We start from the raw sequence: 24,880 nt of genomic DNA, 5'->3' as shown, positions 1-24,880 counted from the left end.
TTGAAAAATTTTAACTTATTATCACTTCGAACAGATATTAGCTACAACACAAAAGGACGACCAAATGGCGTCCTTTTACAAACTAGTCTGCAATTAGTGTTTCAAGACCAACTTTCATCATATCAGTGAAAGTATTTTGACGTTCCTCAGCTGTTGTGTCCTCATCTGGATTTACCAAACTATCAGAAATAGTCATAATAGCCAGAGCATCTACTTGGTGTTGGGCTGCAAGGTAGTAAAGTGCTGCTGCTTCCATTTCGACAGCCTTCACGCCCCATTTCCCAAGTTCAATATTTTTTTCAAAATAATTTGAGTAGAAAACATCAGAAGATAGAACATTACCAACATGTGTTGTCATACCAAAATTTTTGGCGATGTGATAAGCCTTATCCAAGAGATTAAAACTTGCAATTTGAGGAAAGTCGTATTGAGGCCAGTCATTACGAATAATATTAGAGTTAGTTGCTGCTGCTTGTGCTAGAACCAACTCACGAACGTGAACATTCTCATTCAAAGAACCAGCAGTTCCCACACGGATCAATTTTTTAACCCCGTAGTCAACAATAAGCTCACGAGCATAGATAGAGATAGATGGCATCCCCATTCCAGTTCCCATTACTGAGACACGTTCACCTTTGTATGTTCCTGTGTAACCAAACATATTACGAACTTCATTGAAACATACAGCATCTTCAAGGAAATTCTCGGCAATGAATTTCGCTCGTAAAGGATCTCCAGGTAGGAGAATTTTATCAGCAATTTCACCTTGCTTAGCAGCAATATGGATAGACATAATTAATCTATAAAGGGCGACAGAGACGAAGTAAAAATAAAAAACTTACGAAGATTGCCAATGCTATTCAGTTTATCTTTTTCACTCTTCTCCGCCCGTATTCAGTTCATTGAATACGGTTAACCCATCCTTTCTATTAATTTATAAAGGTTAAAGAGCAACTAGAAAGTAATTGAAAATAAGGAAGCTGACATAGCTCTACGCGTCTAAGCAGGTTAGCTATTTCCCAAACTCTCCACTCATTTTCAAATATAAATACCTGCTCCGCAATCCTTAAGTTATATTTTTTAAAGTTTTCTACTACTACTATATAAATAGTATATGAGCTACTTAAATGTTTAGATCTGGGTTAGTGAATCTAGAAAAGCAAATAATTTTTTATTCATTTGAGAATAATCATGATTATGCAATTGTTCTGGTGTTTGAACAAAATCTAACTGTTTATTTTGCTGGTACAAATGCTCTTCACCATCAGCAGCTATCAGTAAATCAATCGCTTCAAGGTCAAACTCTAAATGTGCTTGGAAGGCATAATGTTCAGGGCTAAAGCAAATTATTTGGCGTGGACAGCCCTTGCTAGTCGCAAGAACAACTGCCTTGTCGCTCAAACCAGGCATATCACCATGCCAGTGACCCGTGTTTAAAGTAGAACCAAGATTTTTAATGTGTGCTCATCAGCTAATCCTTCATCAGTTAAGGTCAAAGGGAAAACGCCAATTTCACGTTCTGGACTATGTTCATATTTTCCACCATAAGCTACAGATAAAAGTTGAGCCCCTAAGCATACCCCGACAATATAGATATCAGCATCAATTGCTTTTTGAATTAATGCAATTTCAGCCTTTGGATCATAGTATGGAAAGACTTGACGATCTTCATCAGGTGACTGAGGTCCGCCCATTACTATAAGGAAATCAATATCATCAACAGTTTCTGGAAGTTCTTCTTCCTCATAAACCCTTGTTGACGAAATATGATGTCCACGCTTTTGAGCCCATTTCAAATAAGCTCCTGGAACCTCAAATTTTTCGTGTAAGATAAAATGAATATTCATAATCTTTCTTTCCATTTATTGTTTATCATCCTTGATAGGATACTTGCTAGTATAAGTGGGAATACGATAACTCCTCCTATACCTGTAAAACCAACAACCAAGGCTATTCCTGTTAGGGGGGATCAAGCATTGTCCCTAAAAATACGGTTGCCCCTAGTAACATTCCTAAACTAAGACTATGAGAAAAACCAAAATTTCCAAGAAGCACCGTTATCAGATAACCCGTACCTACACCTATAGCAAACGATGGCATCAGAGTTCCACCATAAGCACCACTCCTTAAAAGTAGACAGACTAATAGACATTTGATGATGAGAATGACAAGAAGATATGCTGAAGAGTTTCCAGAAAAAATCCATTGAGCTAAAACCTGTCCGTTTCCCATAAAAATTGGAAGGTAAGCTGACAGTCCACCAAGAATCATAAAGGTAAAGGACAACGTCCAAAGAATTTCTTTACCTGTAATATGATGTTTACTGGCCTTCTTTGCAAAATATCCAAATATTATGGCAAGTGCTGTTACAAATAATGCTAAGATGATTGCCTGTATAAAACTGGAAGAATCAATAGTCACTTTATCTATTATATATAAAGCGTGTCCACCAACAATTGGTTTGGTACAATAAGCAGATACATAAGTGGTCGCAAGAATAATAATGATATTCTTTAGTTTCTAACAGACTCCTAAGGTTTACAAAACAAACAAAGCACTAGCAAAAGGCACTTGGTAAACAGATGCTAGCCCTGAGCCAGCACCACAAGCAATTAATAATTGTCTATCGGAAATGAATAAATGCAATCCTTTAGAAAGACTCCCACCAAAGAGAGCACCCAATTCTCGAGGTGCTCCTTCTTTGCCTATTGAGGCTCCAGCAGCAACGATTGCCACCTGGACTAATGCATGTAGAAGACTGACCTAGAGGAAATTTAGGTTCCTTTTACCAACGAGTTTCTTAGCTTTGCTAATGGAAAGTAAGGTGACACGTCATTGAAGAAAATACCAAAATAAACTAGATAAAATCCCAACAACAAGTAAGACTGAGAGTCTTCGAAAAGCACTCACTGATTGAAACTGTAACTAGAGGTTCCCTTTATCTTTACCAAACACAATAACTTGTATAAATTCTAGAAGGTAGTGGCAAAAAATTCCAATAAAACCTGAAGCAATCCCAGTTCCAATAACGGCTAAACTCAGCTTAAGGGATTTTGGTAACAACCTTAAACGTTTCCTTACCTGAGAAATCATTTCTTAGAGTTTCGACAAAATAGCTTTAAGCAATCCTTTGAAGTCTCCCTTAATGCGTTCAGTTACTTCTACAACTTCTTCGTGGTTCAATTCTTCTTGCAAACCAGCTGCAAAGTTAGAGATACATGAAATACCCAGAACTTTCAAGTCAGAATGTGCTGCGACGATAACCTCAGGAACTGTTGACATACCAACAGCATCTGCCCCCAATGACTTGAAGGCACGAATTTCAGCAGGAGTTTCATAAGTTGGACCAGTTACTCCAAGATAAACCCCTTCTTCCAACTTGATTCCAAGTTTATCAGCCACTTTATGAGCAATTTCGCGGTAGGCTGGAGTGTAAGCTTTAGACATATCTGGGAAACGTGGGCCAAAGTCATCCAAGTTTTTACCGATCAATGGGTTCTGACCAGTCATATTGATATGGTCAGTAATAGCCATCAAAGTACCAGGACCGAAGCCAATACCACCAGCAGCATTAGTTACAATAACACCTTCACAACCAAGAGCTTTCATAACACGTACAGGGAAAGTTACCACTTCAAGAGGATTTCCTTCATAAAAATGGAAACGTCCTTGAAGAGCCAATACCTTACGTCCAGACAAAGTACCATATACAAGTTTACCTGCATGACCGACTACTGTTGATTTCCCCCAGTTTGGAATATCTGCGTAATCGATTACAATAGCATCTTGGATCTCATCAGCCAATTCTCCAAGTCCAGAACCCAAAATCAAACCAAACTCAGGTTTTTCAATTCCTTTGCTTTCCAAAAAGGTTTGCGTAACTCTAATTTTTTCAAGTAGTGACATTCTAAATCTCCTTTAGTTCCTTATTTTTTCAAACAATGACCAATGTTTGAAAAAGTTCTTGCATTTCGAATCGTAATATAAGAATAAAATGATGACTTTAATAGATTTTTATGATAAACCGTTTGATTGTAGCTTGTCTTATCATGTTTCCCCCAGTAGACTCCTAATTCCCCAAAATGAAGAGTCTCATCTGCCAAATCAAAAGAATTTATTACTCTCTTCAATTCATCCTTGTCTAATTGAACTGTATAAAAGAGGACATCTTTTCTGTACAAATCATTTTCCTACCATTTCGGTAGATATTTACACTCATTTTGGTATTCCTCTAGTGTAAAAAGGGAAAAGACATTAATAAAGGCGTAAGACTTATTCAGAAATTCTTCTATGGCTAAAAGTAATTCTTCTATTAATAAAGGAAGAAACATTCTTAAAACCTAGTTTCTCAAGGTCATGGCAGAATTTTTCCATGACTACCCTATTACGACCGCCGACATTTATCCCACGAACCAGAAAAGTACAACGTTTCATTTTAGACAAGTTTATCCAAGAAACTTTCACCAATCATCGCTTTCTCAACACCGAAGTTATCCGCAATTGTTGCTGAGATATCAGCGAAATGTCCAACTGGAATCAAGCCACTACATTTGAAGGAAGGGCTGTAAGCCAAGAATGGGATGTATTCACGAGTATGGTCTGTACCAGCATAAGTTGGGTCATTACCATGGTCTGCAGTGATCATCAAGAGATCATCTTCTTTCATAGCAGCGATAATTTCAGGCAAGCGCTCGTCAAATTCATGCAAGCAATCGCGGTAGCCCTGTGGATTACGACGATGTCCGTAAAGGGCATCAAAGTCTACCAAGTTTGTGAAAGAGAAACCATGTTTAAAGTCTTCTGATGTCATAGCCTTAATCAAATTGTCCACACCGTGGTTATTTGATTTGTTATGACCCATATCGTGGTTGATACCTTCACCATTGAAGATATCACTAATCTTACCAACTGAGTAAGTGTCAATTCCTGCTTCGTTCAATTTGTCCAAAACAGTTGGAGCAAATGGTGAAATAGCCAAGTCACGACGGTTAGATGTACGAGTAAAGTTCCCAGGCTCACCAACGTAAGGACGAGCAATGATACGACCAAGAAGAGCTGGACGTTCCAAAGTGATAGAACGAGCAAATTCGCAAATACGATACAATTCTTCAACAGGAATAATATCTTCGTGAGCTGCGATTTGAAGAACTGGGTCAGCTGATGTATAAATAATTAACTCACCAGTTTCCATTTGGCGTGGTCCGAAGTCATCGATAACTGCTGTACCAGAATAAGGTTTATTGGCTTCACGAATAACCTTACGCCCTGAGAATTCTTCAATTTGAGTAAGAATTTCCTCTGGGAATCCATTCCAGAAAGTATCAAAAGGTTCTGTAATATTAAGTCCCATGATTTCCCAGTGACCTGTCATGGTATCTTTTCCAAGAGAGACTTCTTCTAACTTAGTTGCGTAACCAGTTGGATTGCTTTCAGCTGGAACAGTTTTCAAGGGTTGTTCGCGAGGAATATTTCCAAGACCAAGTTTAGCCATGTTTGGCACATTCAAACCAACAGTTTTAGAAATGTGTCCAAGGGTATCTGAAGCTCCGTCAGGAACACCAGCATTGACAAAATTATTAGCATCTGGAGCTGCACCAATACCTACTGAATCAAGAACGATTAAATGCATTCGATTAAATTTGGACATAACAACACCACAAAGAGCTAAAATCTTTCGAAATTACCTCTTTTCTTTCTATATAATAATCTAGTGATAACATCACTATTAGGTTACTTTATTCATTTACAATTTAAAAGAAAAATTAAACAGGACTAATCCTTAACCTCAACAATCTTAACACCATCTTTTCCAGCGACGATAACCTTATTAACCATTCCATTGAATAAGCCATGTTCAACAACACCAGTCATAGCTTTTAGTTCGTCACCTAAAGCAACTGGGTTATTAATTTTACCGAGATCCAAATCAATAATAAAGTTCTTCATATCTGTAACAAAGCGATCACCTTGTTCAGTTACTCGGAATGATGGCTTATAGCCCTTAGATTCAAAGTCGAGATACAAGCGATCAGCGCCATATTGAACAACTTCGACTGGTAATTTAAAAGCACCAAGTTGATCAACCATCTTAGACTCATCAACTACCCAGATGTACTTTTTCGTAGGTGTGGCAACGATTTTTTCCATCAAGAGGGCACCACCGCCACCTTTAATGCCGTTGAGTTGAGGATCTACTTCGTCGGCGCCATCAACGGTAACATCAATACTATCAATATCATCCACTGATTTCAAAGGAATACCTAGACCTTCAGCTTGCTTCGTTGTTTGAGTAGACGTCGTTACACCTACTACACTGAGACCTTCCTCCTTTATTCGACGACCAATCTCCTCTACAAAGAAATAAGCTGTTGAGCCAGTACCTAGTCCAACAACCATGCCATCTTCAACAAATCCAGCAGCGTATACACCGGCGAGCTTTTTTAATTCATCCATGCAGATTTCCTTACATCTTTCTATATAGTCATTCAAATTTATTATAACATGAGTGTTCTTCAAATTGCAACGATAAGTATGAAAAGGCTATCAAAAACTTTAAAACAATAAAACTAGACCCTAAAATTAGAATCAAATTTGAAGGTAGAAATAATATAGTAGCATCACTTAGTCTTCTTTACGATGTTTGAAGAATCCTACGAAAGCTGAAAAAAATCATCGAAATAAATCAAAGTAATCCTGCATTTCTTGTGTGCTCACCAGTTTGTGGCAACTCAGCTTGAGGAACTTCAGTATCTGGAGTCAGTGGTGTAGGTGGTAAAAAATGATACCCTCTCAATAACATAATTCTTATGCCATACAACAGTTGGTTTTTCTGGTGTTTTTGGTTCAACCGGTCTAGCTGGAACTTCAACCACTTTTGGTGTTGGAGTAGTTAGGTCCGTACCTACTGCAACAACCCATTTGCCATCATTTGATGAAAGGCTCAAAATCTCATAACAGTTAATCACATGCTTAATTAAATGCATATCCGTATATTCACGCATGCTTGACTGATTCAAATTACATAGGTGACAACAAATTTGTCACCTATGTAATTTGAATGAATTCAGTCTCATTATTAGACTAAGGACTGGTTGCTACAATATCAGAAGCCCCACCTTCACGTTGAAAGGTCAAATTTTGAACAGTTTCTACATCTTTTAGATCTTGGAAACCATTATCATTCATGTACTTATCATAAGCTTATTTAGCGTATTGCTCTAGGTCTATATTGTATTTCATAAGATAAACTTCATACTGAGCTTTAGCATCGTCTTCTTCATCCTTAATATCAAAAGCTTGTCATAGGCTATTTTATCTTTATCATACTGTACTTTCTTAGCTTAGTTTTATTGTAAATCTTTATCGTATTGCACACTTTAGATATATTATAAACAGATATTTCTGCATAATACTTACCTTTAGTTTCAGCCGTCGTCTTATCTGCTGATGCTTTTTCGAATACTTTAGAACCATAAGTCAATATTTGATTATTACATTCTTACAATACTGCATCATAAGTTTTTTATCAGCTTGATATTTAGCTATATCTTTTTCATAGTAGCTTAATCAGTATCATACTATGCTTTAGAAGCAGAGTTTACTTTATCCGCTGCTGCTTTTCAGCCACTTTAGCATTATACTTAGCCTTTGCTTTATCATAATCAGCTAAATCTTTTTTGTGGTCTTCTTTTACTTTCTGTTAACCATAACCAACTGTATTAATCTCTTTTAATTGTGCATGATTGTCAGCAATAGCACTCTCTAAAGATGTATGTGATTGAAATGTAGTTTCTTCGACTTCTACCCCTTTTTTATCGCAGAGGCTTTAGCATCTTCAAAAATATCAGTTGTAACAACACTTGTTGGGAAAGTGATATTTCCGTCTTCTTTGACAGAAACAACTTGCTTCTCTGAATGATTAACAGTTGATGAATTGACAGCGGTATCTGTTAGCACAGAAACACTGAGTGGCGTATCAGTGACAGCTGAAGTTGAAACCTTAAAATGCTGTACACCAACCGCTTCCATCACAAGAATGGTTGTACCCAAAAGAACATAGGCATCTCCAAAGCTATACTTTATGATTGAAAAACATTGCGAATCTCTTCTTCCCATATCACAAATTTTCTTAACAAGTGAAGCCTAACACCGTTAAATTTTCTCCAATAGTAATTGTATTAATGTTTTCGAAATTTTTCATTTGTCATCTTGTTTCTAATCATAGTATAATAATTTATTTAGTCTAAAATAGCTATCTTAATTTTATATGTTACCTCCTCTTAAAATTAGAAATAGATTGCAATGAATAAGTTTAGACTTAAGATATTGTTAATTGTATTTTTCAAAAGATTTTGTTATAACACCAAAAAAGCCCCAAAGGGCAAAAATCTTAACAATATTCGAGTATCCCCATGGTTCCTCATTGACCTATTACGAATCACTAGTGACTATTCAAGGTCAAATATCTGAATTCATTGACTCAAGATTTTTTGAACCAATTCTTTTAAATCTGGAAGCAGTTCTTTCTTAAACCATGGATTTTTCGCTTGCCAGATATTATTTCGTGGTGACGGATGCACTAAAGGAAAATAATCTGGAAGATAATCTCTGTAATGTTTAACTGTATCTGTTAATTTAGTTGATGATTTTTGATGCAAATAGTAATGCTGAGCATAGTTTCCCACAAGTATAGTTAATTGAATATTTGGAGATAAATCTAGAACTCTCTCATGCCATTTATCAGCAAAACCTTTGCGGGGCCCTAAATCTCCAGATTTTCCATGCCCCGGGAAATAAAAATCCATTGGTACAATGGCAAACAGACCTGATTCATAAAATTCTTCTCGCGACACACCCATCCAATCCCGTAGATTATCTCCACTAGGGTCATTCCAGTAAAGTCCAGACTCTTGAGCTCGGATACCAGGAGCTTGTCCTACGATATTAATCCTCGCAGTTTTTGGAATACTAAACAAGGGTTTGATACCTTGTTCAGTATACGTTTTATTTTGTTCGTCAGCCATAATAGCTTGTGTCAATTCTTCAAGTGTTTCCATATTTTCCTCCAAAAAAAGAGACAAAATGTCTCTTTTTTACTTGATCAACTCATAGATAGCTTCTGCATAAATGGCAGCTGCACGGTATAAGTCCTCAACTTCAGTAAATTCATTTGCTTGGTGCATGGTATTGACATAACCAGGGAACATAGCACCATAAGCAACACCACGTTTAAGGAGACGTCCAAAGGTACCACCACCAATGATTTGTTCATGACCTTTAAGACCTGTCTGTTTCTCATAAACCGAAAGAAGTGTCTGTATCATAGGATCACTAACTGGTACGTAATGCGGCACATGACCATGTTCTGAAAGACTGACCGCCTTAGGTCCTTCAAGTTTTTCAAGGCCAGCCTTAATACCATCTACATTAACCCCTTGAGGGTAGCGGAAGTTCAAAGCAATGGTATTATCTTCAGATTCCTTGTTAAAGGTAAAGACACCTGCATTCATAGTTAACTCACCCATTTTAGAATCTGTATAGGCAAGACCTGTCTTTTCAGAAAAGAAATCTTGATGAAGTGTTTCAGCAATTAAATCCAAATAAGTCTTAGCATTAGCTTTGAAGTCAAATTGGCTAAGGAAGAGTGCTAAGTATGTTGCCCCATTGATACCATTTTGAGGCATCATACCATGAGCTGATTTACCATGAATAGTCACATGGAAAACACCTGCTTCTTCAGTCACTTGACCGGTTACTGCTTGATCAGCAACAAAGTCATTAAGTTTAGACTCAAGTTCCTGTAAAGTGATAGGTGCCGTAAACTCTGCACTTGCAGATTCAGGGACCATATTTTCACGCAAGCCACCATTAAAGCTTACGAGGCTAAAGTCACCATCGTTTTGTCCTTCAAAATGAAGATAGGCAGTAATATTTCCTTTTTCCCCATTGATAATTGGAAATTCTGCATCAGGAGAAAAGCCAAAATCAGGATCTTTCAATCCATTATGAGCGAAGTAATAATCCATATCACCCCAACCAGATTCTTCATCTGTACCAACAATAAAGCGAACACGCTTAGATACTGGAAGCTCAAGCTCTTTGATAATTTTCAAAGCATAATAACAAGCCATTGTTGGCCCTTTATCATCTGATGAACCACGGGCATAAAGCTTTCCTTCTTTGATTACTGGTTCATAAGGATCAGTGTCCCATCCGCTACCCGCTGGAACCACATCCAAGTGTGCAAAAATACCCAAGACTTCATCACCTTGACCAAATTCAAAGTCACCAGCGTAATTATCAATATTACGAGTCTTATAACCATCACGTTCAGCTAAAGCAAGAAAATGTTCTAGAGCTTTCACTGGACCAGGACCAAATGGGTGCTTTTCATCAGCCTTACTATCATCACGTTCTGAATTAATACGCAAAAGACCAAAAAGGTCCTCCATCAAAGCTTCTTTACGTTTATCAACTTCGGCGTGAAAATCAATTGTCATAGTTTACTCCTTACTGTCTCTAGTTAGCACTATTTTAGCATTTTTAGTAAGGGTTTTCAACTCTTTGAATATGCTAAATTTAAAATGCAAACAGGTTTTTAAGATCATAAGGCACCTACTACTTTCAAATTAATTCATAGTCTAGCATTATTTCGAGAATTTCCAAAAACTTTAGAATCTTCTCTTAATTAGTGCTATAATAGGAGTATCAAAACTAAGGAGATGCATTATGCCATTTGTAAAAATTGATCTCTTTGAAGGTCGTTCAGAAGAACAAAAAATTGAACTTGCTCGCGAAGTTACTGAAGTTGTATCACGTGTTGCAAAAGCTCCCAAGGAAGCTATCCATGTTTTCATTAACGATATGCCAGAAGGGACTTACTACCCACATGGTGAAATGAAAAAGAAAAACTAATCATCAAGAAGCAGTCACATCTGTGGGCTGCTTTTTGATATAAAAAATAAGTTGAATTCATCTCGTGAAAAACTACTATTTTAGGATAGTTTTCATTTCTGTATATCTCGGTTTCGCTCCCAAATGCTCATAAAAATCTAGAGCACCTTGGTTATCATTCCATACGTGAAGTGTTGCATTATAACATTCTTGCTCCGTAGCATAGTCCAAAGCAAATTGATAAAGCTTCTCTCCTAATTTTTGTCCACGAGCTTTTTCTTCAACACAAAGATCATCAATGAAGAGAGTTTAATAGGTTTTTGAGGACCATCATTTTCAGATACTTCTTTAATTATCAAGAAGAGATGACACAAGATCGTTCCAGCCTCATCTTCATAGACAAATACAGGTTTATTTGCATCCCCTATTACTCCTTCTAACTCTTTATCCGTAAACTTACTTCCTTTTACTTTAAGGACATCAGAACGAGCTTGATGATGAACGATTAGGATTTGCGCGAAAAGTTCCTGTAGTCTTGGAATATCTTCTATCTTTTCCAAACAAATCATATTTAACTCCTTTTAATCAAAACCACCCGTGAGAACGGGTGGTTTGCTCTTTGGCTGAAAGCCTCTGCTACCAGCCGAGGCCTAAAGGCCTACTGAATGGTTTCCCTTCAGCACCACCTTTGCTAGCTGACCCGACTAGCGGGTCTATTTTAGACTACTTTCTTTTATTCTTCTCACCTGTAAACGGATCATATTCCTCGAAAAGACTGAGCTGATCTGCTATCACGTCTTCTTGTAATTGATTACGAATATATGCTTCAATTCGCTTCTGATTTCGCCCAACCGTATCAACATAAAACCCTCGACACCAAAATTTGCGATTCCCATATTTATACTTTAAATTAGCGTGTCGGTCGAATATCATTAAGCTACTTTACCCTTTAAATATCCCATAAATGAGGAGATACTTAGCTTCAGTGGTATACTCACCAACATGTAAATATGATCTGGGCAGGCTTCTGCTTCATGAATTTCAATGCCTTTTCTTTCACATAATAATAGGAAGATTTGACCAATACTTGCTTTGTATTTCCCATAGATTATTTGACGTCTATATTTCGGGGCGAATACAATATGATACTTACAATTCCATGTAGTATGTGCTAAACTATTATTCTGTCTTATCAAGAATCCTCCTTTAATATACTAATTAATGGTCGGAAAACCTTATCTAATGAAACACTTTAGTTGGAGGATTATTTGATACATCGCTAAAAGCTTTTCGAAAACCACTAGCACAGCTAATGGTTTTCGTGAGACAAAAAAAGATGGGTAAAACCCATCTTAATCACTATTTACCAAGTTTTGCTTTAGCTGCATCTGCAAGAGCTGTGAAAGCTGCTGCATCGTTAACTGCCAAATCAGCAAGCATTTTACGGTTAACTTCAATTTCAGCCAATTTCAAACCGTGCATCAATTGTGAGTATGACAAACCGTTCAAACGAGCTGCCGCATTGATACGTGTGATCCAAAGTTTACGGAAATCACGTTTCTTTTGACGACGGTCACGGTATGCATAGTAGTAAGAGTTCATTACTTGTTCTTTTGCAGTACGGAACAAGATGTGTTTTGCACCATAGTAACCTTTAGCAAGTTTCAATACACGTTTACGACGTTTGCGTGATACAACGCCACCTTTAACACGAGCCATTTATATATTCCTCCGAATTAGTTCTAGTTTAGTTAATTTGAAATGCTTGTAGCGGATTAACGCATTTGTGAAACCATTGATTTAATACGTTTAAAGTCACCTGAATGTACCATTGACGCTTTACGAAGGTGACGACGTTGTTTTTTAGTTTTACCGTGGAAACGGTGAGATGTAAAGGCACGGAAGCGTTTCAATCCACCTGAACCTGTACGTTTGAAACGTTTAGCTGATGCGCGGTGTGTTTTTTGTTTTGGCATTTTAAAATTCTCCTCTTAAAATAGTGTTAATTTGACAATTATTTTTTGTCAGGAATTGGTGCAAGTTGCATGAACATTTGACGTCCATCCATCTTAGCTCTTTGCTCAATAATCGCAATATCTTGTGTTTTTTCAGCAAATTCCGCCAATACCTTAGCTCCGATTTCTTTATGAGTAATCATACGGCCTTTGAATCGGATAGAAACTTTTACCTTGTTTCCTTTTTCAAGGAATTTACGGCCGTTACGAAGTTTTGTTTCAAAGTCACCTTTATCGATAACTGGACTCAAACGAACTTCCTTAACAGTAACAACGCTTTGTTTCTTACGTTGTTCTTTTTGTTTCTTTTGATACTCAAATTTGAACTTACCATAGTTCATAATCTTCGCAACAGGTGGCGTAGCTTGTGGTTGGATAAGAACCAGGTCAACATTTGCATCATCTGCAATAGCCTGTGCTTCTGACAATGGTTTGATGCCCAATTGTTCACCATCAAGACCAACAAGACGAACTTCACGAACGCGAATTTCATCATTAATGAATAGATCTTTCTTAGCTATGATCTTCACCTCTTTATTTTTTTAGAGAAAAACAAAGCGGACTTGATATACAAGCCCGCACACATAATATCCCTTTAAGGATTTGACATGTTGGGCCAGACAACCTAAGTCGCAAGGCGAGAAGTTCTCACTTCTGCTTTTCTCATTGCTATTAGTATAACAAGTGAGTCATCCTTTGTCAATAATTTTTTTTGCTTTTTCTTGAATAAATTCCACAACACCATCAATAGACACACCTGTAGTATCAAAAGTGATGGCATCTTCAGCTGGTCTAAGAGGTGATACCTCACGGTGACTATCTTTATAGTCACGTTCAGCAATTTCTTTTTTAAGTGTCTCGAGATCAGCAGGAATACCTTTTTCAATATTTTCCTTATAACGACGTTCTGCACGTTCATCAACAGAAGCAATCATGAAAATCTTGAGTTCTGCATCAGGTAAAACCACTGTACCAATATCACGACCATCCATGATGATACCACCTTCCTGAGCAATACGCTGTTGTTGTGAAACGAGTTCTTGACGTACTTCTGGAATAGCCGCTACCCAAGAGACGTTATTTGTAACTTGATTATCACGAATTGGATGTGTAATATCAACATCACCAACATAAACTTTTGGACTACCATCTGCCGCTTTCCCAAATGAAATAGGGTGTTGCGAGAGTTGATCTAAAATTTCTGGTACATTTTCCTCAGTCAAACCATTCTGCAAAGCTAGATAAGTTGCAGAACGATACATAGCTCCTGTATCAAGATAAGTATAGCCAAGATTTTTTGCGATAATCTTGGCTACTGTACTTTTTCCACTTGACGCAGGACCATCAATAGCAATTCTAATATCTTTCATGATGTTCCTTTGCTTTTAAATTATTGAACCTTAACAACATCTCCTGGGTTAGCAAACCAGTATCCATTTGTCATGTGGTCTGGGTTCAGACGTTGCAACTCATCTACAGAGATACCTGCACGAGCTGCGATAGAAGCTGCACCTTCGCCAGGTTGAACAACGATTGATGAACCGTCAGTTGCTGCTGTAGCACTTGATGGTGTTGTTGCAGCTGAGTCAGTTGCATAGCCTTTTTCAACATGTTTAGAAGAGCTGGATGCTTTCGTTGATGATGATTTCTCTTTAGTTGACTTCTCACTATCTTCACCCATACTTGAATCTTTTTTGCTTGATGAAGATTTAACGACTTTGCTAGTTGAAGTTGAAGAGAAACCTAAAGATTCCTTAGACGCCGCAGTTTTACTTCCTCCAATATTTGATGTATAGAAAACAAAGAACAAAATACATACAACAATAATAAAGAACAAGCTAAGCAAGACTGTCAAGAATGACGAATTAATGAAGCTACTTTTTTCTTGATCCTCATCTGAAGAAGTGTTTCCCTCTTCTTCAAAATCCTCAAACTCATCTTCATCATCTAGAAAATCAGCATCAACTACTTCTTCCGACTCTTCTTCAGAAACCTTATCTTCCCATGGTTTTTTACTCATGATTTTCTCCTTGTAAAAACAATAAATCTATTTTAAAATAATACTATGAAAGTATCATTAATTCCAGAAAAATGTATCGCTTGTGGTTTGTGCCAAACCTACTCTCCCGTCTTTGATTATGATGACGAAGGAATCGTTAGGTTTAAAGATAGCGACCAACTTAGTAGAACGATTGAAAATAGCCCCGAGACTTTGACAGCTGTCAAATCTTGTCCTACTAAAGCCCTTATTTGCGAAGTTTAATCTTGAGGGCTTTTTTTGGTTCCTCATAAAATGCAAAATAATCAAAATTAGTCATATAATCCATTAGTTCTACCTCACCTTTGAAATTAGGATGAAGCGCTAAAGCATCTAAGAAATATTTCTTAGGCCACTTTCTCATATAAAACTGACATTTCTTTCCATTTTTAAAAATGAGGCACAAGCCGGTTTTGATAACTTCCACTTTTTCAATATCACTAATCTGCACCTTACGCGGTTTAAAAATATTGAAAGAAACAATACGCAATATTCCATAATCTTCAATAATAAAGTAACGATGAAACCCTAGACCAAATAAAGCAACAAAAATAGTGAAAAGCATCAAAATATGTGAGGGCACCGAGTACAACTCGAACAGAAGGACCCCTGCAATAAAGATTGGCGTGATGGCTAAAGACCAATAAATGATAAGCCAAGATAATTCGGGTTGCCAATGGTAACGATACTTGCCGAAAATTTTAATCATCTCAGCACCTCCATTACTTCTAATTTTACCATAAAATCAGCTTTTAGCAAGCACAATTAAGATTTACTGACAATTCCAAGAATAACATCTACAGCTTTTTCCATTGTCTGCAAAGAAACGTACTCATAACGACCATGCATATTTTCACCACCTGCAAAAAGGTTTGGCGTTGGAATGCCCATGAAGGATATCTTTGAACCATCTGTTCCACCACGTATTGGCTCAATCACTGGAACAATTCCTAGGTCCTCCATAACCTCCTTAGCCAACTCAACAGGCATCATATTTTTTTCAATGACTTGACGCATGTTATAGTATTGATCCTTGATTACCAAATCAACTCGTGTCTGACCATAAGTTTTATTCATTTCATCGGCAATCTTTTGGAAGGCTGCTTTACGATTTTCAAAAGACTCTGTCTCAAAATCACGAATGATATATGATGAATTTGCTTCTTCAACAGTACCTGTCATTGTTTGAAGATGGTTGAAACCTTGATAACCATCCGTCAACTCTGGACGATCTTCTGCTGGTAACTGATTATGAAAATCAATTGCTAATTGCAAAGCATTGACCATCTGACCTTTTGCTGTTCCAGGGTGAACATTACGGCCATGAAATATCAGCTCTGCACCCGCGGCAGAGAAGGTTTCATACTGCAATTCACCCAATGGACCACCGTCAACAGTGTAGGCAAAATCGACATCAAAATCATCAACATCAAATTTATCTGCGCCAATTCCAATTTCTTCATCAGGACCAAAGCCTACACGAATTTCACAATGTTTGATTTCAGGATTTGCCTTCAAATGAGCCAATGCTGTCATAATCTCAGCAATACCGGATTTATCATCAGCTCCAAGAAGAGTGGTGCCATCTGTCGTAATAAGTGTCTGACCGATGTAATTCTGGAGATTAGGGAAATCAGCTGGAGCTAGGTTATAACCTGAAGTTCCAAGAGGAATAATACCCCCATCATAGGATTCAATAACTTGGGGTGATACTCCTTCTGCGTTAAAATCTGCAGTATCCATATGAGAGATGAAACCAATCTTACGTGTTAATCGGTCATCGTTAGCCGGCAGGGTTGCCACTAGGTAACCATTACTTTCCAAATAATGGATGTTACTTAACCCTAGTTCTTCCAATTCTGGTTTTAGAATATTCAAAGCAAAATCTACCTGGCTTTGTGTTGTTGGCGTCCTTGTTGCATTTTCATCACTACGTGTATTAATTTTGGCATAGCGTAGAAAACGCTCTAAGAGTAGGTCGTAGGCCATAAGCGCTCCTTTTACTGTATTTACTATTTACCTCGATTATAGCATAAAAACCCATCATATTGATGGGTTAACCGTATAACTTAAACTTTAGATTCTTTTTCGTAGTAAGCCTTAATTTCTTCCACAATAGCATTCGCTAAAACCAATACCACTAAAAAAGCTGGAGACTTTTGATAAGTTCCAGCTTTTTTAGTGGTATTGAAATATTAATCCACATCAACAAAACCGAAGCGAGATAGAGGGTACAATCTGAAAGAGATAACTCCCTTGATTTGGTCTTTTTCAATAAGACCAAACTTACGACTATCTTCAGTATCACGACGATTATCGTTCAATACAAGGTACTGCCCCTTCTTGATTTTAGTTTGCTTATTATCAGTCAATGTTCCAATTGAAAAATCATCTGTGAAAAAATTCCCAGGTGAAACGGTTGCTAAATAAGCTGACTTATCTTTGCTGATATAGGTTTCTTCAACTGGTTTATCATTAACATAAAGAAAATCATCCATAGCTGTTACACTCTTACCTTCATCTGCAATGACACGGCCGGTATATTCCTTACCATTAACCGTATACAGGATAAAGTCCTTATTATGCGGTTCAACCTTTTTATTGAAAGTAACATAATCACCTGCATGAATATAGTCATTCGCCTGACCTTCGGTTACACGGTGTGTTGATAACACAAAAACTCTTAACAATGAAATCACTACAATGGCAAGAACTGCTATGATAATATTTCGAATTAAATCTCTCTTAACCATATTTACTCCTTATGGGTTCCAATAAAATTATAACATAAATAGACAAATAAAAAAAGAGGAAGTTGAGTAAGATTCGCGCTCCCCTTTTTCTCTATAAACCACTAATTATAGCATTTTAAAGCTTAATAATCTTCAAGAAACGTTTGCATATTGACATCGTCTGGCACCAAGGCAAGGTATTTTTCTGCTGTTACACGCGCCTGGTCTCTGTAACCAAATTCTCTTAGAATATATGCATAATCCTGTAAGAATTCAGGATTATCAGCCAAATCTTTAGACAAATCTTGATAGATTTGAAAGGCTTCTTCTCCATCATCAAGTGCTTGATAAGCCCTGGCGATATTCCAACGAGCCAAAACAGAATCAACCTCGTAATCAGCTAAAGCTGCAAGATCATCGAAACGTTCTTCTTCCAAATAAAGAGCACTTAAACGTAAGACGATTTCATCATTATCTTCTGCTAGCGGTAAAGCCTGCTTCAAATAGGATTCAGCCGACTGGGTGTCATGTAATTCATAGGATAACTGTGATGCTAACAAAAGTAATTGAACATCAAAAGCATTCTTTGAAATGCCTTGCTGCGTCATACGTAAAGCTTCTTCTGTTCGATGTTCAGCGTGAAGCGATAGAGCGTAATTATACTCATAACCCTCAAAATCGGAAGACATGGTTTCTATCTGCTTAAAGTAGAAATTAGCTTTTTGATACTCTTCTTGATCATATAGTAGAGTGGCTAATTCAAAAGCAATGGTGTCATTGTATTCAATTTCAATGGCTTTTTCCAAAAATTCACGAGCAGCTTCAAATTTACCAAGACTGGCATAAGACTTACCGATACGCTCATAAGTAGAAACGCCAGTTGTTGCAAGAAGATCACGATTATCCAGTTTGGCATAGTATTGAATGGCTTGCTCAAAGTTTCCGAGTTCAAACTCCATCTCAGCCAAACCAAAAATAATCAATGAGTCATCTGATAGTTGACTTGCTTCCAACAACTTGTCACGGGCTACATCCGTTAAGCCCTCCATTTGGTAAAGGTCTGCCTTTACAATCAACGCAGACAAATAGTCCTCAGACTCCTCAGGAATAGCATCTAAATAGAGAAACGCTTCTTCAATATTACCATCTTCGGCTGCAATTTGTGCTAAGTTAACATTGACCTCTGGAAAATCAAAACGAACTTTTTCGTAAATTTCCTGTGCCTGTGGTAAAAAGCCAATAGACTCTAAATATTCGGCCAACTCAACAAGAACCTCTGCTGGATCCTCATTTAAAGCTTTTTTTAAATATTTATCCGCATGGTGTAAATCTTGCTTCTCAATAGAAGCAACCATTTTTTCACTATTTAACATCGTATTTTTGTCCTTTAATTTCAATGTCATCTTGGTAAAGATTACTTACAGAACGGTACCAATCAAAAATCTCCTTAACAATAACCTTGACAGAAGCGTAAATTGGAATACCCAACAGTACTCCCCAAACACCGTAAAGAGAACCTGCTGTCAAAAGAATGAACATAATGGTAATAGGGTGAATACTTAGTTTATTTCCCAGAACAAGTGGAGAAACAAAACGTCCTTCAATAGTTTGCTCGATAACAAAAATGATGAGAACCTTGATTAGCATAGTAGGGCCTTGAACCAATCCCATAATAACAACCGGTACCATAGCTATAAAACTTCCAAGATAAGGAATCATGTTTAGAAATCCTGCTAAAATACCAAAAGTCATGCCATAACGAAGCCCAACAATCTTGAACATGATACAGAACATAATTGCTATGACAATCGCTACTGTCACTTGACCTCGAACATAACATTCAAGCTGATTATTGATATCTGAAAGCATACGGACAGTCGTTTCCCGAAAGCGCGTCGGTAAAGCTGAGACAAAGCTATGTTTCAGCTTTTGACTATCTCTTAAGAGATAAAAAAGAATGAATGGTGTCAAAATGATAGCAACTGTTACTCTTGCAACTGTGCTAGCAAAGGTCCCAATCCAACTAAGAGCTGAAGTAGAAAAGTTCTCGGCATAATTGACCATTCTCGCTGAAAAATCGCTAAGCATGGCCTCTAAATCACCATGAAAATTGGAAAGAATAGGAAGTTTCAACCAACGTTCCGTTTCACTGTTCGCACGAGAAATGTATGATGGGGCATTTTTAAGCAAAATCAAAATTTGATCTTGTAAGTTAGGAATAGCTGTCGAAATTCCCCAAACTAAGAGTAAGGCAAGAATAGCATAGATAACCAAGATAGCCATGGTTCGATCTAAGCCAATTTTTTCAACTAATAGCACCAAAGGTTTTATCAAATAATAAAGAAGCATGGAAATAACCAGAGGCAACATAATAATGGTCAGAAATTGAATAACTGGTGAAAAAATTGGACTAATTTTGGTAAAAATCAAGACCGTCAAACCAATCAAGAGTAAGATTAGAAAGGACACTACCGCCTGATTATTCAAAATCCACTTAAAAAACCATGTTTCTGAAAATTTTTCTGTCTTTTTACAGCTCATAGTTACTCCTTTATTTATCATAAAATGTTACAGTTTTATCTATCAAGTTTTGGTTACAATCGTAGCTAAATTTTGCAGAGAAGAAAGGTTTATCTTCTAGAATCCACTTAAAAATCTCATAGTCACCTTCCCAGGTTTGTTTAGTTAAAACCTGATCATATGGTACCCATTCAAGTGTCCCTTCACGAGATTCCTCATCAGAAATGAGTTTTCCTTCAAAATCAGTCACCTTAAAGACATAGGTATACCAATCGTGGCCCGGAGTAAATTCTGGGAAGGTAATCATACCTTTGAAGTCCATCTTTTTCACTGTCAAATGAGTTTCCTCGAAAATTTCACGACGAGCACATTCGTCAGGCGTTTCTCCCGCTTCTAGTTTTCCCCCAACAGAAATCCACTTTCCTTCATGAACATCATTAGGCTTTTTATTACGATGTAGGAGCAAAAGCTCCTTCCCATTGTCAATATAACAAATGGTAGCTAACTTTGTCATAATGCATCTCTTTTCCAATGTTTTTAAACATTATACCAAATCTAGGATTGATTTTGGACTTTGAGCCATGATTTTGAGATATAAGTGGAAATCTGCTTTTTCTGATTCTCTTGACAAAACAAAAAGAGAACCAAATTAGTTCTCTCTAGACTTCTTTAATATTTCAAATAACGACGCATGGCCATACGTGACCCGATCGAACCGATAATAATACCGACTGCGAAGAGGGTGCCAATGACTGCATAGACAAACCAGTCTACATCATACATAGAAATACCACCTTTAACAAAATCGGGGTTTAAGGTTGAGTAAACCATGTGATACAAAACATAAATAAGGACAGAAGGAATGATGGCACCAAGTGCTCCAATCCAAGCTCCCTCCATCAAGTAAGGACGACGAATGTATGAGTTTTTCGCACCGACCAAACGCATGATTTGAATTTCAGTCGCACGTGACATAATGGTAATACGGATGGTATTTGAAATCAATAGGACAGCTACAATAGTTAAGAGAGCTGTAGCAATGATTCCCCAAAATTGAACACGTTTCATAGTAGCCATCAAAATTTCGGTATCTGATCCACCAAAGTTAGCATTATCAACGCCCTGAATAGCTTTTGCTTCCTTGGCAACACGACTAACATCATCTGGTGATTTAGTTTGAACGATGTAAACATCTGACAGAGGGTTGGCATCGCCAGTAGCAGTCTCGAAACTTGACCCCATTGTTTCAATGAGTTGTTTCTTTTGTTCTTCTTTGCTAGAGAAAGTAACCTTATCTACACCTTTGATTTTAGTCAAAGCATTATAAATTTTATGGTAGTCCTTATTGGCAACGATTTGTCCAGAAAGTTCCTTGACTGTTTCTGAAGCATCTGTTGAATCTGGATCCAAGTAAACATTGACCTGAATATTCTTTTCAATATCTGAAGCCAATTTTTGCGTGTTAAGAATAACAGAACCAAATACACCTAAAAGCGAAAGGACAATCATAACCGAAAATACTGCCGTAAGTGTCGACAATAAATTACGTTTGAGGTTCTTAATAGATTCTCCTAAGTGATGGAAAAAGCGTCTAATCATGGTAACCGTACTCTCCTTTCTCTTCATCACGAACAATACGACCTTCCTCAATCGCTACGACACGATGTCGAAGATTATTAACGATAGTTGAGTTATGGGTTGCCATTATAATGGTAGTCCCTTGTAAGTTAATACGTTCAAGGACCTGCATAATTTCCCAAGAAATCTCTGGGTCCAAGTTTCCTGTTGGTTCATCTGCAATCAAAACCTTGGGATTATTAACAATGGCACGCGCAATAGCGACACGTTGTTGCTCACCACCAGACAATTGATTTGGGAATGAACGCATCTTGTGTTTGAGACCAACCAACTCGAGGACTTCTGTCACACGTTTCTTGATATGACGAGGTTTCTCACCAATAACTTCCATGGCATAGGCAACATTTTCAAAAGCTGTTTTCTTTGGAAGAAGTTTGTAATCCTGGAAAACAACTCCAATAGAACGTCGCAAGAGTGGTACATCTTTCTTACGAAGACGAGTTAAATCAAACTCCCCAACCTTCATAGAACCACTCGTCAATTTTTCTTCTTGGTAGAACAAGCGGATTAGACTTGATTTACCTGCACCAGAAGGACCGACCAAGTAAACAAACTCCCCTGAATTGATAGATAAATCAATATGTCTGAGGGCTGTTGTTGACTTATCATACTTCTTAGTAACGTCTTTTAATTCAATAAGAGCCATAATATCACTATTCAACTACTAAAATAGCTGAAAGTCTTCCTTTCATTGAGATAGAGTATCTTAATACTTTAAAACAGTATATCCTTACTATTCTTCCATACGCCACTTGAGGTAGGCATCGATGAAACCTTCAATATCCCCATCCATTACTTTATCAACCTGGGCAACTTCATAGCCTGTACGGTGATCTTTAACCATGGTATATGGGGTGAAAACATATGAGCGAATTTGGCTTCCCCAAGTGATTTCTTTCTTATCACCTTTCAAGGCATTCACTTCTTCTGCTTTTTTTTCTTGCTCCATTTGATAGAGCTTAGCTTGAAGCATCTTCATAGCACGGTCTCTGTTTCCGTATTGTGTACGGTCAACCGTAGAAGATACAACAATACCTGTTGGAATGTGAGTCAAACGCACACCGGTAGAAACCTTATTGACGTTCTGACCACCTGCACCACCTGATCGGAAAGTATCCATCTTGATATCGTCATCACGGATATCGACTTCAATGGTATCATCTAATTCAGGCATGACTTCCACTGATGTAAATGAAGTGTGACGACGCTTAGCAGAGTCAAATGGTGAGATACGAACCAAACGGTGAACACCCATTTCTGACTTGAGGAATCCATATGCATTAGGTCCCTCAAAAGCAAGAGTTACAGATTTGATTCCAGCCTCATCACCAGCCTGATAATCCAAAGTCTCAACTTTGAAACCTTTGGCATTTCCATAACGCTGGTACATACGGAGTAACATTTCTGCCCAGTCCTGAGCTTCAGTTCCACCAGATCCTGGATGAATTTCAAGAATGGCATTGTTATGGTCATATGGCTCAGACAAAAGCAACGTCATCTCGTAACTTGTCATAATCTTATCAAGTTTTTCAAGCGTTTCTTCGAGTTCCTCTTGAACGCTATCATCTTCTTCCAACATTTCCAAATAAAGCTCTGTCTCGTCAGAGAGCTCTTTCATGTTGTTGAAAGTTTCATATTTCATTTTGAGCTCATTTAACTCTTGAGAGGTCTTTTGAGCCGCAATATTATCATTCCAAAAATCTGGCTCAGTCATTCTGTTTTCAAGGAGCGCAATGTCCTCTTCCAAACGATCTAAGTCAAAGAGACCTCCCGAAGCTCACGAGCTTCTCTTGATTTTCAGAGATTTTTTGGCGAATTTCTGCCACTTCCATGGATAGGTTTCCTCCATTTTATAGTATTATGCTTAATTCTAGCATAAATCACTTAAATTTGCCATTTTGCACACACAAGCTCCCACTCTGCTTGGGAGTGCTCATCCTTTGGTGAGAGTCCCCTCATATAGTCTAACATAGCCTCATCGGGCTTCTTAACAATCTCACCGAGAGCCCAAATAGCCGTTGCCGTATGAATAGGATTATTATTCTTATCAATTATCTCCATCAGTTTGACAATAGCATTGCGATCATGTAGGTTAGCCAAGGCAATAATGGCATTACGTTGAAGAATATTCTTCCCTCGCCAGGAACCGGCAATCATCCCAAATGTCTCCTTAAAGGACTTATTAGTCAGCTCTAGAAATGGGAGCAATTCAGGCATGGCAAGCTCAGGATCAATGTCTGAAGCCAAGGGATTGTCGATACCTCTGTTATATGGACAGGAAATCTGACAGATGTCACAACCATAGATAACAGTCTTTATCTTCTTTCGAAACTCCATATCCATCATCCCCTTATCTTGGGTTTGAAAGGATAGGCAACGACGAGCATTCATCGTACCATCACCAATGAGACAAGATGTCGGACAGGCATCCAGACAACGACGGCAATCCCCACAACCATAGTCAACTTCTTGGTCTGGTTCAATCTCTAGATTAGTGATAAGCTCGCCAAGATACATGTAAGACCCGTATTCTTTCGAGATAACGAGTCCATTCTTTCCGATAAAGCCTATTCCAGCTCGCTTAGCCACTGCTGTATCAACCAAGGCTCCAGTGTCCACCATACCTTTATATTCGAAGTTTTCCGTTAGTTTTTCAATACCTTTTGCCAGACGTTTCAGTTTATCCTGCAAAACATAGTGATAATCTAGGCCCCATGAATTTGGAGTGATTTTGCCACGCTTAAATTCTGTTTTTTGGGGTTGTTGCGGCAACTTATGCGGATAGGCCACAGCAATAGATATGATGGTTTTAGCTGATTCCAAGCTCAATTTGGGGTAAATACGCTCTTCAATATTTTTATGTTCAAATCCTGTTGTTCGCCCTTCTTCGACACCAAGACGAAGGGATTTTTCCAGATAGTCGAAATCATCGGCGGTTGTAAAACCAATTTTTGAAATGCCAATTTCCTTGGCCATCTTTTGTATTTCTAACTTGATATTCATATTCTTATCATAATGAAAACAGAGCCCAAGGGCAAGTATTT

General features: G+C 37.7%; 25 protein-coding genes, 5 pseudogenes and 1 other annotated feature. Of the genes and pseudogenes, 2 read left to right on the top strand and 28 right to left on the bottom strand.

Annotated features, from left to right (window positions below; all coding sequences use genetic code 11):
• Window positions 1–82: 82 nt before the first annotated feature.
• The 11 genes and pseudogenes from deoD to pepV form a co-directional block, all read right to left on the bottom strand.
• On the bottom strand, window positions 83–793 hold the full coding sequence (gene deoD / locus NST05_RS05655; RefSeq protein ID WP_084828847.1) for a purine-nucleoside phosphorylase: 711 nt from the start codon (window positions 791–793) through the stop codon (window positions 83–85).
• A 338-nt stretch (window positions 794–1,131) separates the two neighbouring features.
• Window positions 1,132–1,847 (bottom strand): annotated as a pseudogene (locus NST05_RS05650) (type 1 glutamine amidotransferase).
• A pseudogene (locus tag NST05_RS05645) lies at window positions 1,844–3,093 on the bottom strand (chloride channel protein). The pseudogenes NST05_RS05650 and NST05_RS05645 overlap by 4 nt, the downstream one beginning before the upstream one ends.
• A 3-nt stretch (window positions 3,094–3,096) precedes the next feature.
• A complete protein-coding gene (locus tag NST05_RS05640; protein ID WP_011681179.1) occupies window positions 3,097–3,906 on the bottom strand; it encodes a purine-nucleoside phosphorylase in 810 nt (269 codons plus the stop codon).
• A 20-nt stretch (window positions 3,907–3,926) separates the two neighbouring features.
• Window positions 3,927–4,434: pseudogene (locus NST05_RS05635) on the bottom strand (DUF1697 domain-containing protein).
• Between the two features lies 1 nt (window position 4,435).
• Complete coding sequence (locus NST05_RS05630) at window positions 4,436–5,647, bottom strand: phosphopentomutase (protein ID WP_002948787.1); 1,212 nt, start codon at window positions 5,645–5,647, stop codon at window positions 4,436–4,438.
• A gap of 125 nt (window positions 5,648–5,772) precedes the next feature.
• Window positions 5,773–6,453 (bottom strand): ribose-5-phosphate isomerase RpiA, encoded by a 681-nt coding sequence (gene rpiA, locus NST05_RS05625; RefSeq protein ID WP_002950867.1) that lies wholly within the window; start codon window positions 6,451–6,453, stop codon window positions 5,773–5,775.
• A gap of 290 nt (window positions 6,454–6,743) precedes the next feature.
• The gene (locus NST05_RS05620) at window positions 6,744–7,001 is read right to left on the bottom strand and encodes a hypothetical protein (protein WP_011681181.1); all 258 of its coding nucleotides are present in this window, start codon (window positions 6,999–7,001) and stop codon (window positions 6,744–6,746) included.
• Between the two features lie 799 nt (window positions 7,002–7,800).
• Window positions 7,801–8,115, bottom strand: coding sequence for a hypothetical protein (locus NST05_RS05615; RefSeq protein WP_011681183.1), 315 nt, complete (start codon window positions 8,113–8,115; stop codon window positions 7,801–7,803).
• Window positions 8,116–8,471: 356 nt separating this feature from the next.
• Window positions 8,472–9,056 carry a uracil-DNA glycosylase family protein gene (locus NST05_RS05610; protein WP_340742914.1) on the bottom strand — a complete coding sequence of 195 codons (585 nt, stop codon included), beginning with the start codon at window positions 9,054–9,056 and terminating at the stop codon, window positions 8,472–8,474.
• Between the two features lie 36 nt (window positions 9,057–9,092).
• On the bottom strand, window positions 9,093–10,499 hold the full coding sequence (pepV, locus tag NST05_RS05605) for a dipeptidase PepV (protein WP_340742913.1): 1,407 nt from the start codon (window positions 10,497–10,499) through the stop codon (window positions 9,093–9,095).
• A 229-nt stretch (window positions 10,500–10,728) separates the two neighbouring features.
• On the opposite strand from pepV, the gene NST05_RS05600 reads away from it, so the two are divergent.
• Window positions 10,729–10,914, top strand: coding sequence for a 4-oxalocrotonate tautomerase (locus NST05_RS05600; protein ID WP_002950885.1), 186 nt, complete (start codon window positions 10,729–10,731; stop codon window positions 10,912–10,914).
• 75 nt (window positions 10,915–10,989) lie between these two features.
• On the opposite strand, the pseudogene NST05_RS05595 reads toward NST05_RS05600, so the two are convergent.
• The 7 genes and pseudogenes from NST05_RS05595 to NST05_RS05565 form a co-directional block, all read right to left on the bottom strand.
• Window positions 10,990–11,462: pseudogene (locus tag NST05_RS05595) on the bottom strand (GNAT family N-acetyltransferase).
• Window positions 11,463–11,616: 154 nt separating this feature from the next.
• A pseudogene (gene tnpA / locus NST05_RS05590) lies at window positions 11,617–12,086 on the bottom strand (IS200/IS605 family transposase).
• A 166-nt stretch (window positions 12,087–12,252) separates the two neighbouring features.
• Window positions 12,253–12,612, bottom strand: coding sequence for a 50S ribosomal protein L20 (rplT, locus tag NST05_RS05585; RefSeq protein WP_002885090.1), 360 nt, complete (start codon window positions 12,610–12,612; stop codon window positions 12,253–12,255).
• 56 nt (window positions 12,613–12,668) lie between these two features.
• Window positions 12,669–12,869 (bottom strand): 50S ribosomal protein L35, encoded by a 201-nt coding sequence (rpmI, locus tag NST05_RS05580; RefSeq protein ID WP_011226064.1) that lies wholly within the window; start codon window positions 12,867–12,869, stop codon window positions 12,669–12,671.
• Between the two features lie 38 nt (window positions 12,870–12,907).
• On the bottom strand, window positions 12,908–13,438 hold the full coding sequence (infC, locus tag NST05_RS05575) for a translation initiation factor IF-3 (protein WP_084828850.1): 531 nt from the start codon (window positions 13,436–13,438) through the stop codon (window positions 12,908–12,910).
• 13 nt (window positions 13,439–13,451) lie between these two features.
• Window positions 13,452–13,574: a sequence feature (ribosomal protein L20 leader region), on the bottom strand.
• A 23-nt stretch (window positions 13,575–13,597) separates the two neighbouring features.
• A complete protein-coding gene (gene cmk / locus NST05_RS05570; RefSeq protein ID WP_014621653.1) occupies window positions 13,598–14,278 on the bottom strand; it encodes a (d)CMP kinase in 681 nt (226 codons plus the stop codon).
• 20 nt (window positions 14,279–14,298) lie between these two features.
• On the bottom strand, window positions 14,299–14,928 hold the full coding sequence (locus NST05_RS05565) for an SAG1386/EF1546 family surface-associated protein (RefSeq protein WP_084828851.1): 630 nt from the start codon (window positions 14,926–14,928) through the stop codon (window positions 14,299–14,301).
• 45 nt (window positions 14,929–14,973) lie between these two features.
• On the opposite strand from NST05_RS05565, the gene NST05_RS05560 reads away from it, so the two are divergent.
• The gene (locus NST05_RS05560) at window positions 14,974–15,171 is read left to right on the top strand and encodes a ferredoxin (RefSeq protein WP_011681189.1); all 198 of its coding nucleotides are present in this window, start codon (window positions 14,974–14,976) and stop codon (window positions 15,169–15,171) included.
• On the opposite strand, the gene NST05_RS05555 is transcribed toward NST05_RS05560, so the two are convergent.
• The 10 genes from NST05_RS05555 to queG form a co-directional block, all read right to left on the bottom strand.
• Window positions 15,155–15,655, bottom strand: a complete 501-nt coding sequence (locus NST05_RS05555) for an EbsA family protein (protein ID WP_084828852.1) — start codon at window positions 15,653–15,655, stop codon at window positions 15,155–15,157. The genes NST05_RS05560 and NST05_RS05555 overlap by 17 nt on opposite strands.
• A gap of 56 nt (window positions 15,656–15,711) precedes the next feature.
• Entirely contained in the window at window positions 15,712–16,935 is a 1,224-nt protein-coding gene (pepT, locus tag NST05_RS05550) for a peptidase T (protein ID WP_340742912.1), read from the bottom strand.
• A 206-nt stretch (window positions 16,936–17,141) separates the two neighbouring features.
• Window positions 17,142–17,699, bottom strand: a complete 558-nt coding sequence (gene lepB, locus NST05_RS05545) for a signal peptidase I (RefSeq protein WP_084828854.1) — start codon at window positions 17,697–17,699, stop codon at window positions 17,142–17,144.
• Window positions 17,700–17,821: 122 nt separating this feature from the next.
• Complete coding sequence (locus NST05_RS05540; RefSeq protein WP_340742911.1) at window positions 17,822–19,051, bottom strand: tetratricopeptide repeat protein; 1,230 nt, start codon at window positions 19,049–19,051, stop codon at window positions 17,822–17,824.
• A complete protein-coding gene (locus NST05_RS05535) occupies window positions 19,041–20,219 on the bottom strand; it encodes an AI-2E family transporter (protein ID WP_023909688.1) in 1,179 nt (392 codons plus the stop codon). The genes NST05_RS05540 and NST05_RS05535 overlap by 11 nt, the downstream gene beginning before the upstream one ends.
• Window positions 20,220–20,229: 10 nt before the next feature.
• Complete coding sequence (locus NST05_RS05530; RefSeq protein WP_011226072.1) at window positions 20,230–20,712, bottom strand: NUDIX hydrolase; 483 nt, start codon at window positions 20,710–20,712, stop codon at window positions 20,230–20,232.
• A gap of 155 nt (window positions 20,713–20,867) precedes the next feature.
• Complete coding sequence (ftsX, locus tag NST05_RS05525; RefSeq protein WP_084828856.1) at window positions 20,868–21,797, bottom strand: permease-like cell division protein FtsX; 930 nt, start codon at window positions 21,795–21,797, stop codon at window positions 20,868–20,870.
• Window positions 21,790–22,482 carry a cell division ATP-binding protein FtsE gene (gene ftsE, locus NST05_RS05520; protein ID WP_084829221.1) on the bottom strand — a complete coding sequence of 231 codons (693 nt, stop codon included), beginning with the start codon at window positions 22,480–22,482 and terminating at the stop codon, window positions 21,790–21,792. The genes ftsX and ftsE overlap by 8 nt, the downstream gene beginning before the upstream one ends.
• An 87-nt stretch (window positions 22,483–22,569) precedes the next feature.
• Window positions 22,570–23,668, bottom strand: a protein-coding gene (prfB, locus tag NST05_RS05515; protein WP_144239083.1) for a peptide chain release factor 2 whose coding sequence is annotated in 2 segments (ribosomal slippage) — window positions 22,570–23,595 and window positions 23,597–23,668 — 1,098 coding nt in all. Because the reading frame shifts where the segments join, the coding sequence is not laid out codon by codon here.
• Between the two features lie 52 nt (window positions 23,669–23,720).
• Window positions 23,721–24,839, bottom strand: coding sequence for a tRNA epoxyqueuosine(34) reductase QueG (queG, locus tag NST05_RS05510; protein WP_002953100.1), 1,119 nt, complete (start codon window positions 24,837–24,839; stop codon window positions 23,721–23,723).
• Between the last annotated feature and the right edge of the window lie 41 nt (window positions 24,840–24,880).

It is taken from the genome of Streptococcus sp. FSL E2-3494, from assembly GCF_038007085.1.
Lineage (GTDB): Bacteria > Bacillota > Bacilli > Lactobacillales > Streptococcaceae > Streptococcus > Streptococcus thermophilus.
The sequence above is the reverse complement of the archived record's forward strand: the minus strand, read 5'-3'. Positions and strand labels throughout refer to the sequence as shown.

Excerpts from the sequence above, each read along its gene's own strand:
- NST05_RS05600 (WP_002950885.1), top strand. The coding sequence starts at position 10,729 with ATGCCATTTGTAAAAATTGATCTCTTTGAAGGTCGTTCAGAAGAACAA.
- ftsE (WP_084829221.1), bottom strand. The coding sequence starts at position 22,482 with ATGGCTCTTATTGAATTAAAAGACGTTACTAAGAAGTATGATAAGTCA.
- NST05_RS05610 (WP_340742914.1), bottom strand. The coding sequence starts at position 9,056 with ATGGAAACACTTGAAGAATTGACACAAGCTATTATGGCTGACGAACAA.
- NST05_RS05555 (WP_084828852.1), bottom strand. The coding sequence starts at position 15,655 with ATGATTAAAATTTTCGGCAAGTATCGTTACCATTGGCAACCCGAATTA.
- NST05_RS05560 (WP_011681189.1), top strand. The coding sequence starts at position 14,974 with ATGAAAGTATCATTAATTCCAGAAAAATGTATCGCTTGTGGTTTGTGC.
- rpmI (WP_011226064.1), bottom strand. The coding sequence starts at position 12,869 with ATGCCAAAACAAAAAACACACCGCGCATCAGCTAAACGTTTCAAACGT.
- NST05_RS05535 (WP_023909688.1), bottom strand. The coding sequence starts at position 20,219 with ATGAGCTGTAAAAAGACAGAAAAATTTTCAGAAACATGGTTTTTTAAG.
- NST05_RS05630 (WP_002948787.1), bottom strand. The coding sequence starts at position 5,647 with ATGTCCAAATTTAATCGAATGCATTTAATCGTTCTTGATTCAGTAGGT.
- pepT (WP_340742912.1), bottom strand. The coding sequence starts at position 16,935 with ATGGCCTACGACCTACTCTTAGAGCGTTTTCTACGCTATGCCAAAATT.
- cmk (WP_014621653.1), bottom strand. The coding sequence starts at position 14,278 with ATGAAAGATATTAGAATTGCTATTGATGGTCCTGCGTCAAGTGGAAAA.
- NST05_RS05620 (WP_011681181.1), bottom strand. The coding sequence starts at position 7,001 with ATGCGTGAATATACGGATATGCATTTAATTAAGCATGTGATTAACTGT.
- rplT (WP_002885090.1), bottom strand. The coding sequence starts at position 12,612 with ATGGCTCGTGTTAAAGGTGGCGTTGTATCACGCAAACGTCGTAAACGT.
- NST05_RS05530 (WP_011226072.1), bottom strand. The coding sequence starts at position 20,712 with ATGACAAAGTTAGCTACCATTTGTTATATTGACAATGGGAAGGAGCTT.
- deoD (WP_084828847.1), bottom strand. The coding sequence starts at position 793 with ATGTCTATCCATATTGCTGCTAAGCAAGGTGAAATTGCTGATAAAATT.
- NST05_RS05615 (WP_011681183.1), bottom strand. The coding sequence starts at position 8,115 with ATGGGAAGAAGAGATTCGCAATGTTTTTCAATCATAAAGTATAGCTTT.
- rpiA (WP_002950867.1), bottom strand. The coding sequence starts at position 6,453 with ATGGATGAATTAAAAAAGCTCGCCGGTGTATACGCTGCTGGATTTGTT.
- NST05_RS05640 (WP_011681179.1), bottom strand. The coding sequence starts at position 3,906 with ATGTCACTACTTGAAAAAATTAGAGTTACGCAAACCTTTTTGGAAAGC.
- queG (WP_002953100.1), bottom strand. The coding sequence starts at position 24,839 with ATGAATATCAAGTTAGAAATACAAAAGATGGCCAAGGAAATTGGCATT.
- lepB (WP_084828854.1), bottom strand. The coding sequence starts at position 17,699 with ATGGTTAAGAGAGATTTAATTCGAAATATTATCATAGCAGTTCTTGCC.
- pepV (WP_340742913.1), bottom strand. The coding sequence starts at position 10,499 with ATGACAATTGATTTTCACGCCGAAGTTGATAAACGTAAAGAAGCTTTG.
- ftsX (WP_084828856.1), bottom strand. The coding sequence starts at position 21,797 with ATGATTAGACGCTTTTTCCATCACTTAGGAGAATCTATTAAGAACCTC.
- NST05_RS05540 (WP_340742911.1), bottom strand. The coding sequence starts at position 19,051 with ATGTTAAATAGTGAAAAAATGGTTGCTTCTATTGAGAAGCAAGATTTA.
- NST05_RS05565 (WP_084828851.1), bottom strand. The coding sequence starts at position 14,928 with ATGAGTAAAAAACCATGGGAAGATAAGGTTTCTGAAGAAGAGTCGGAA.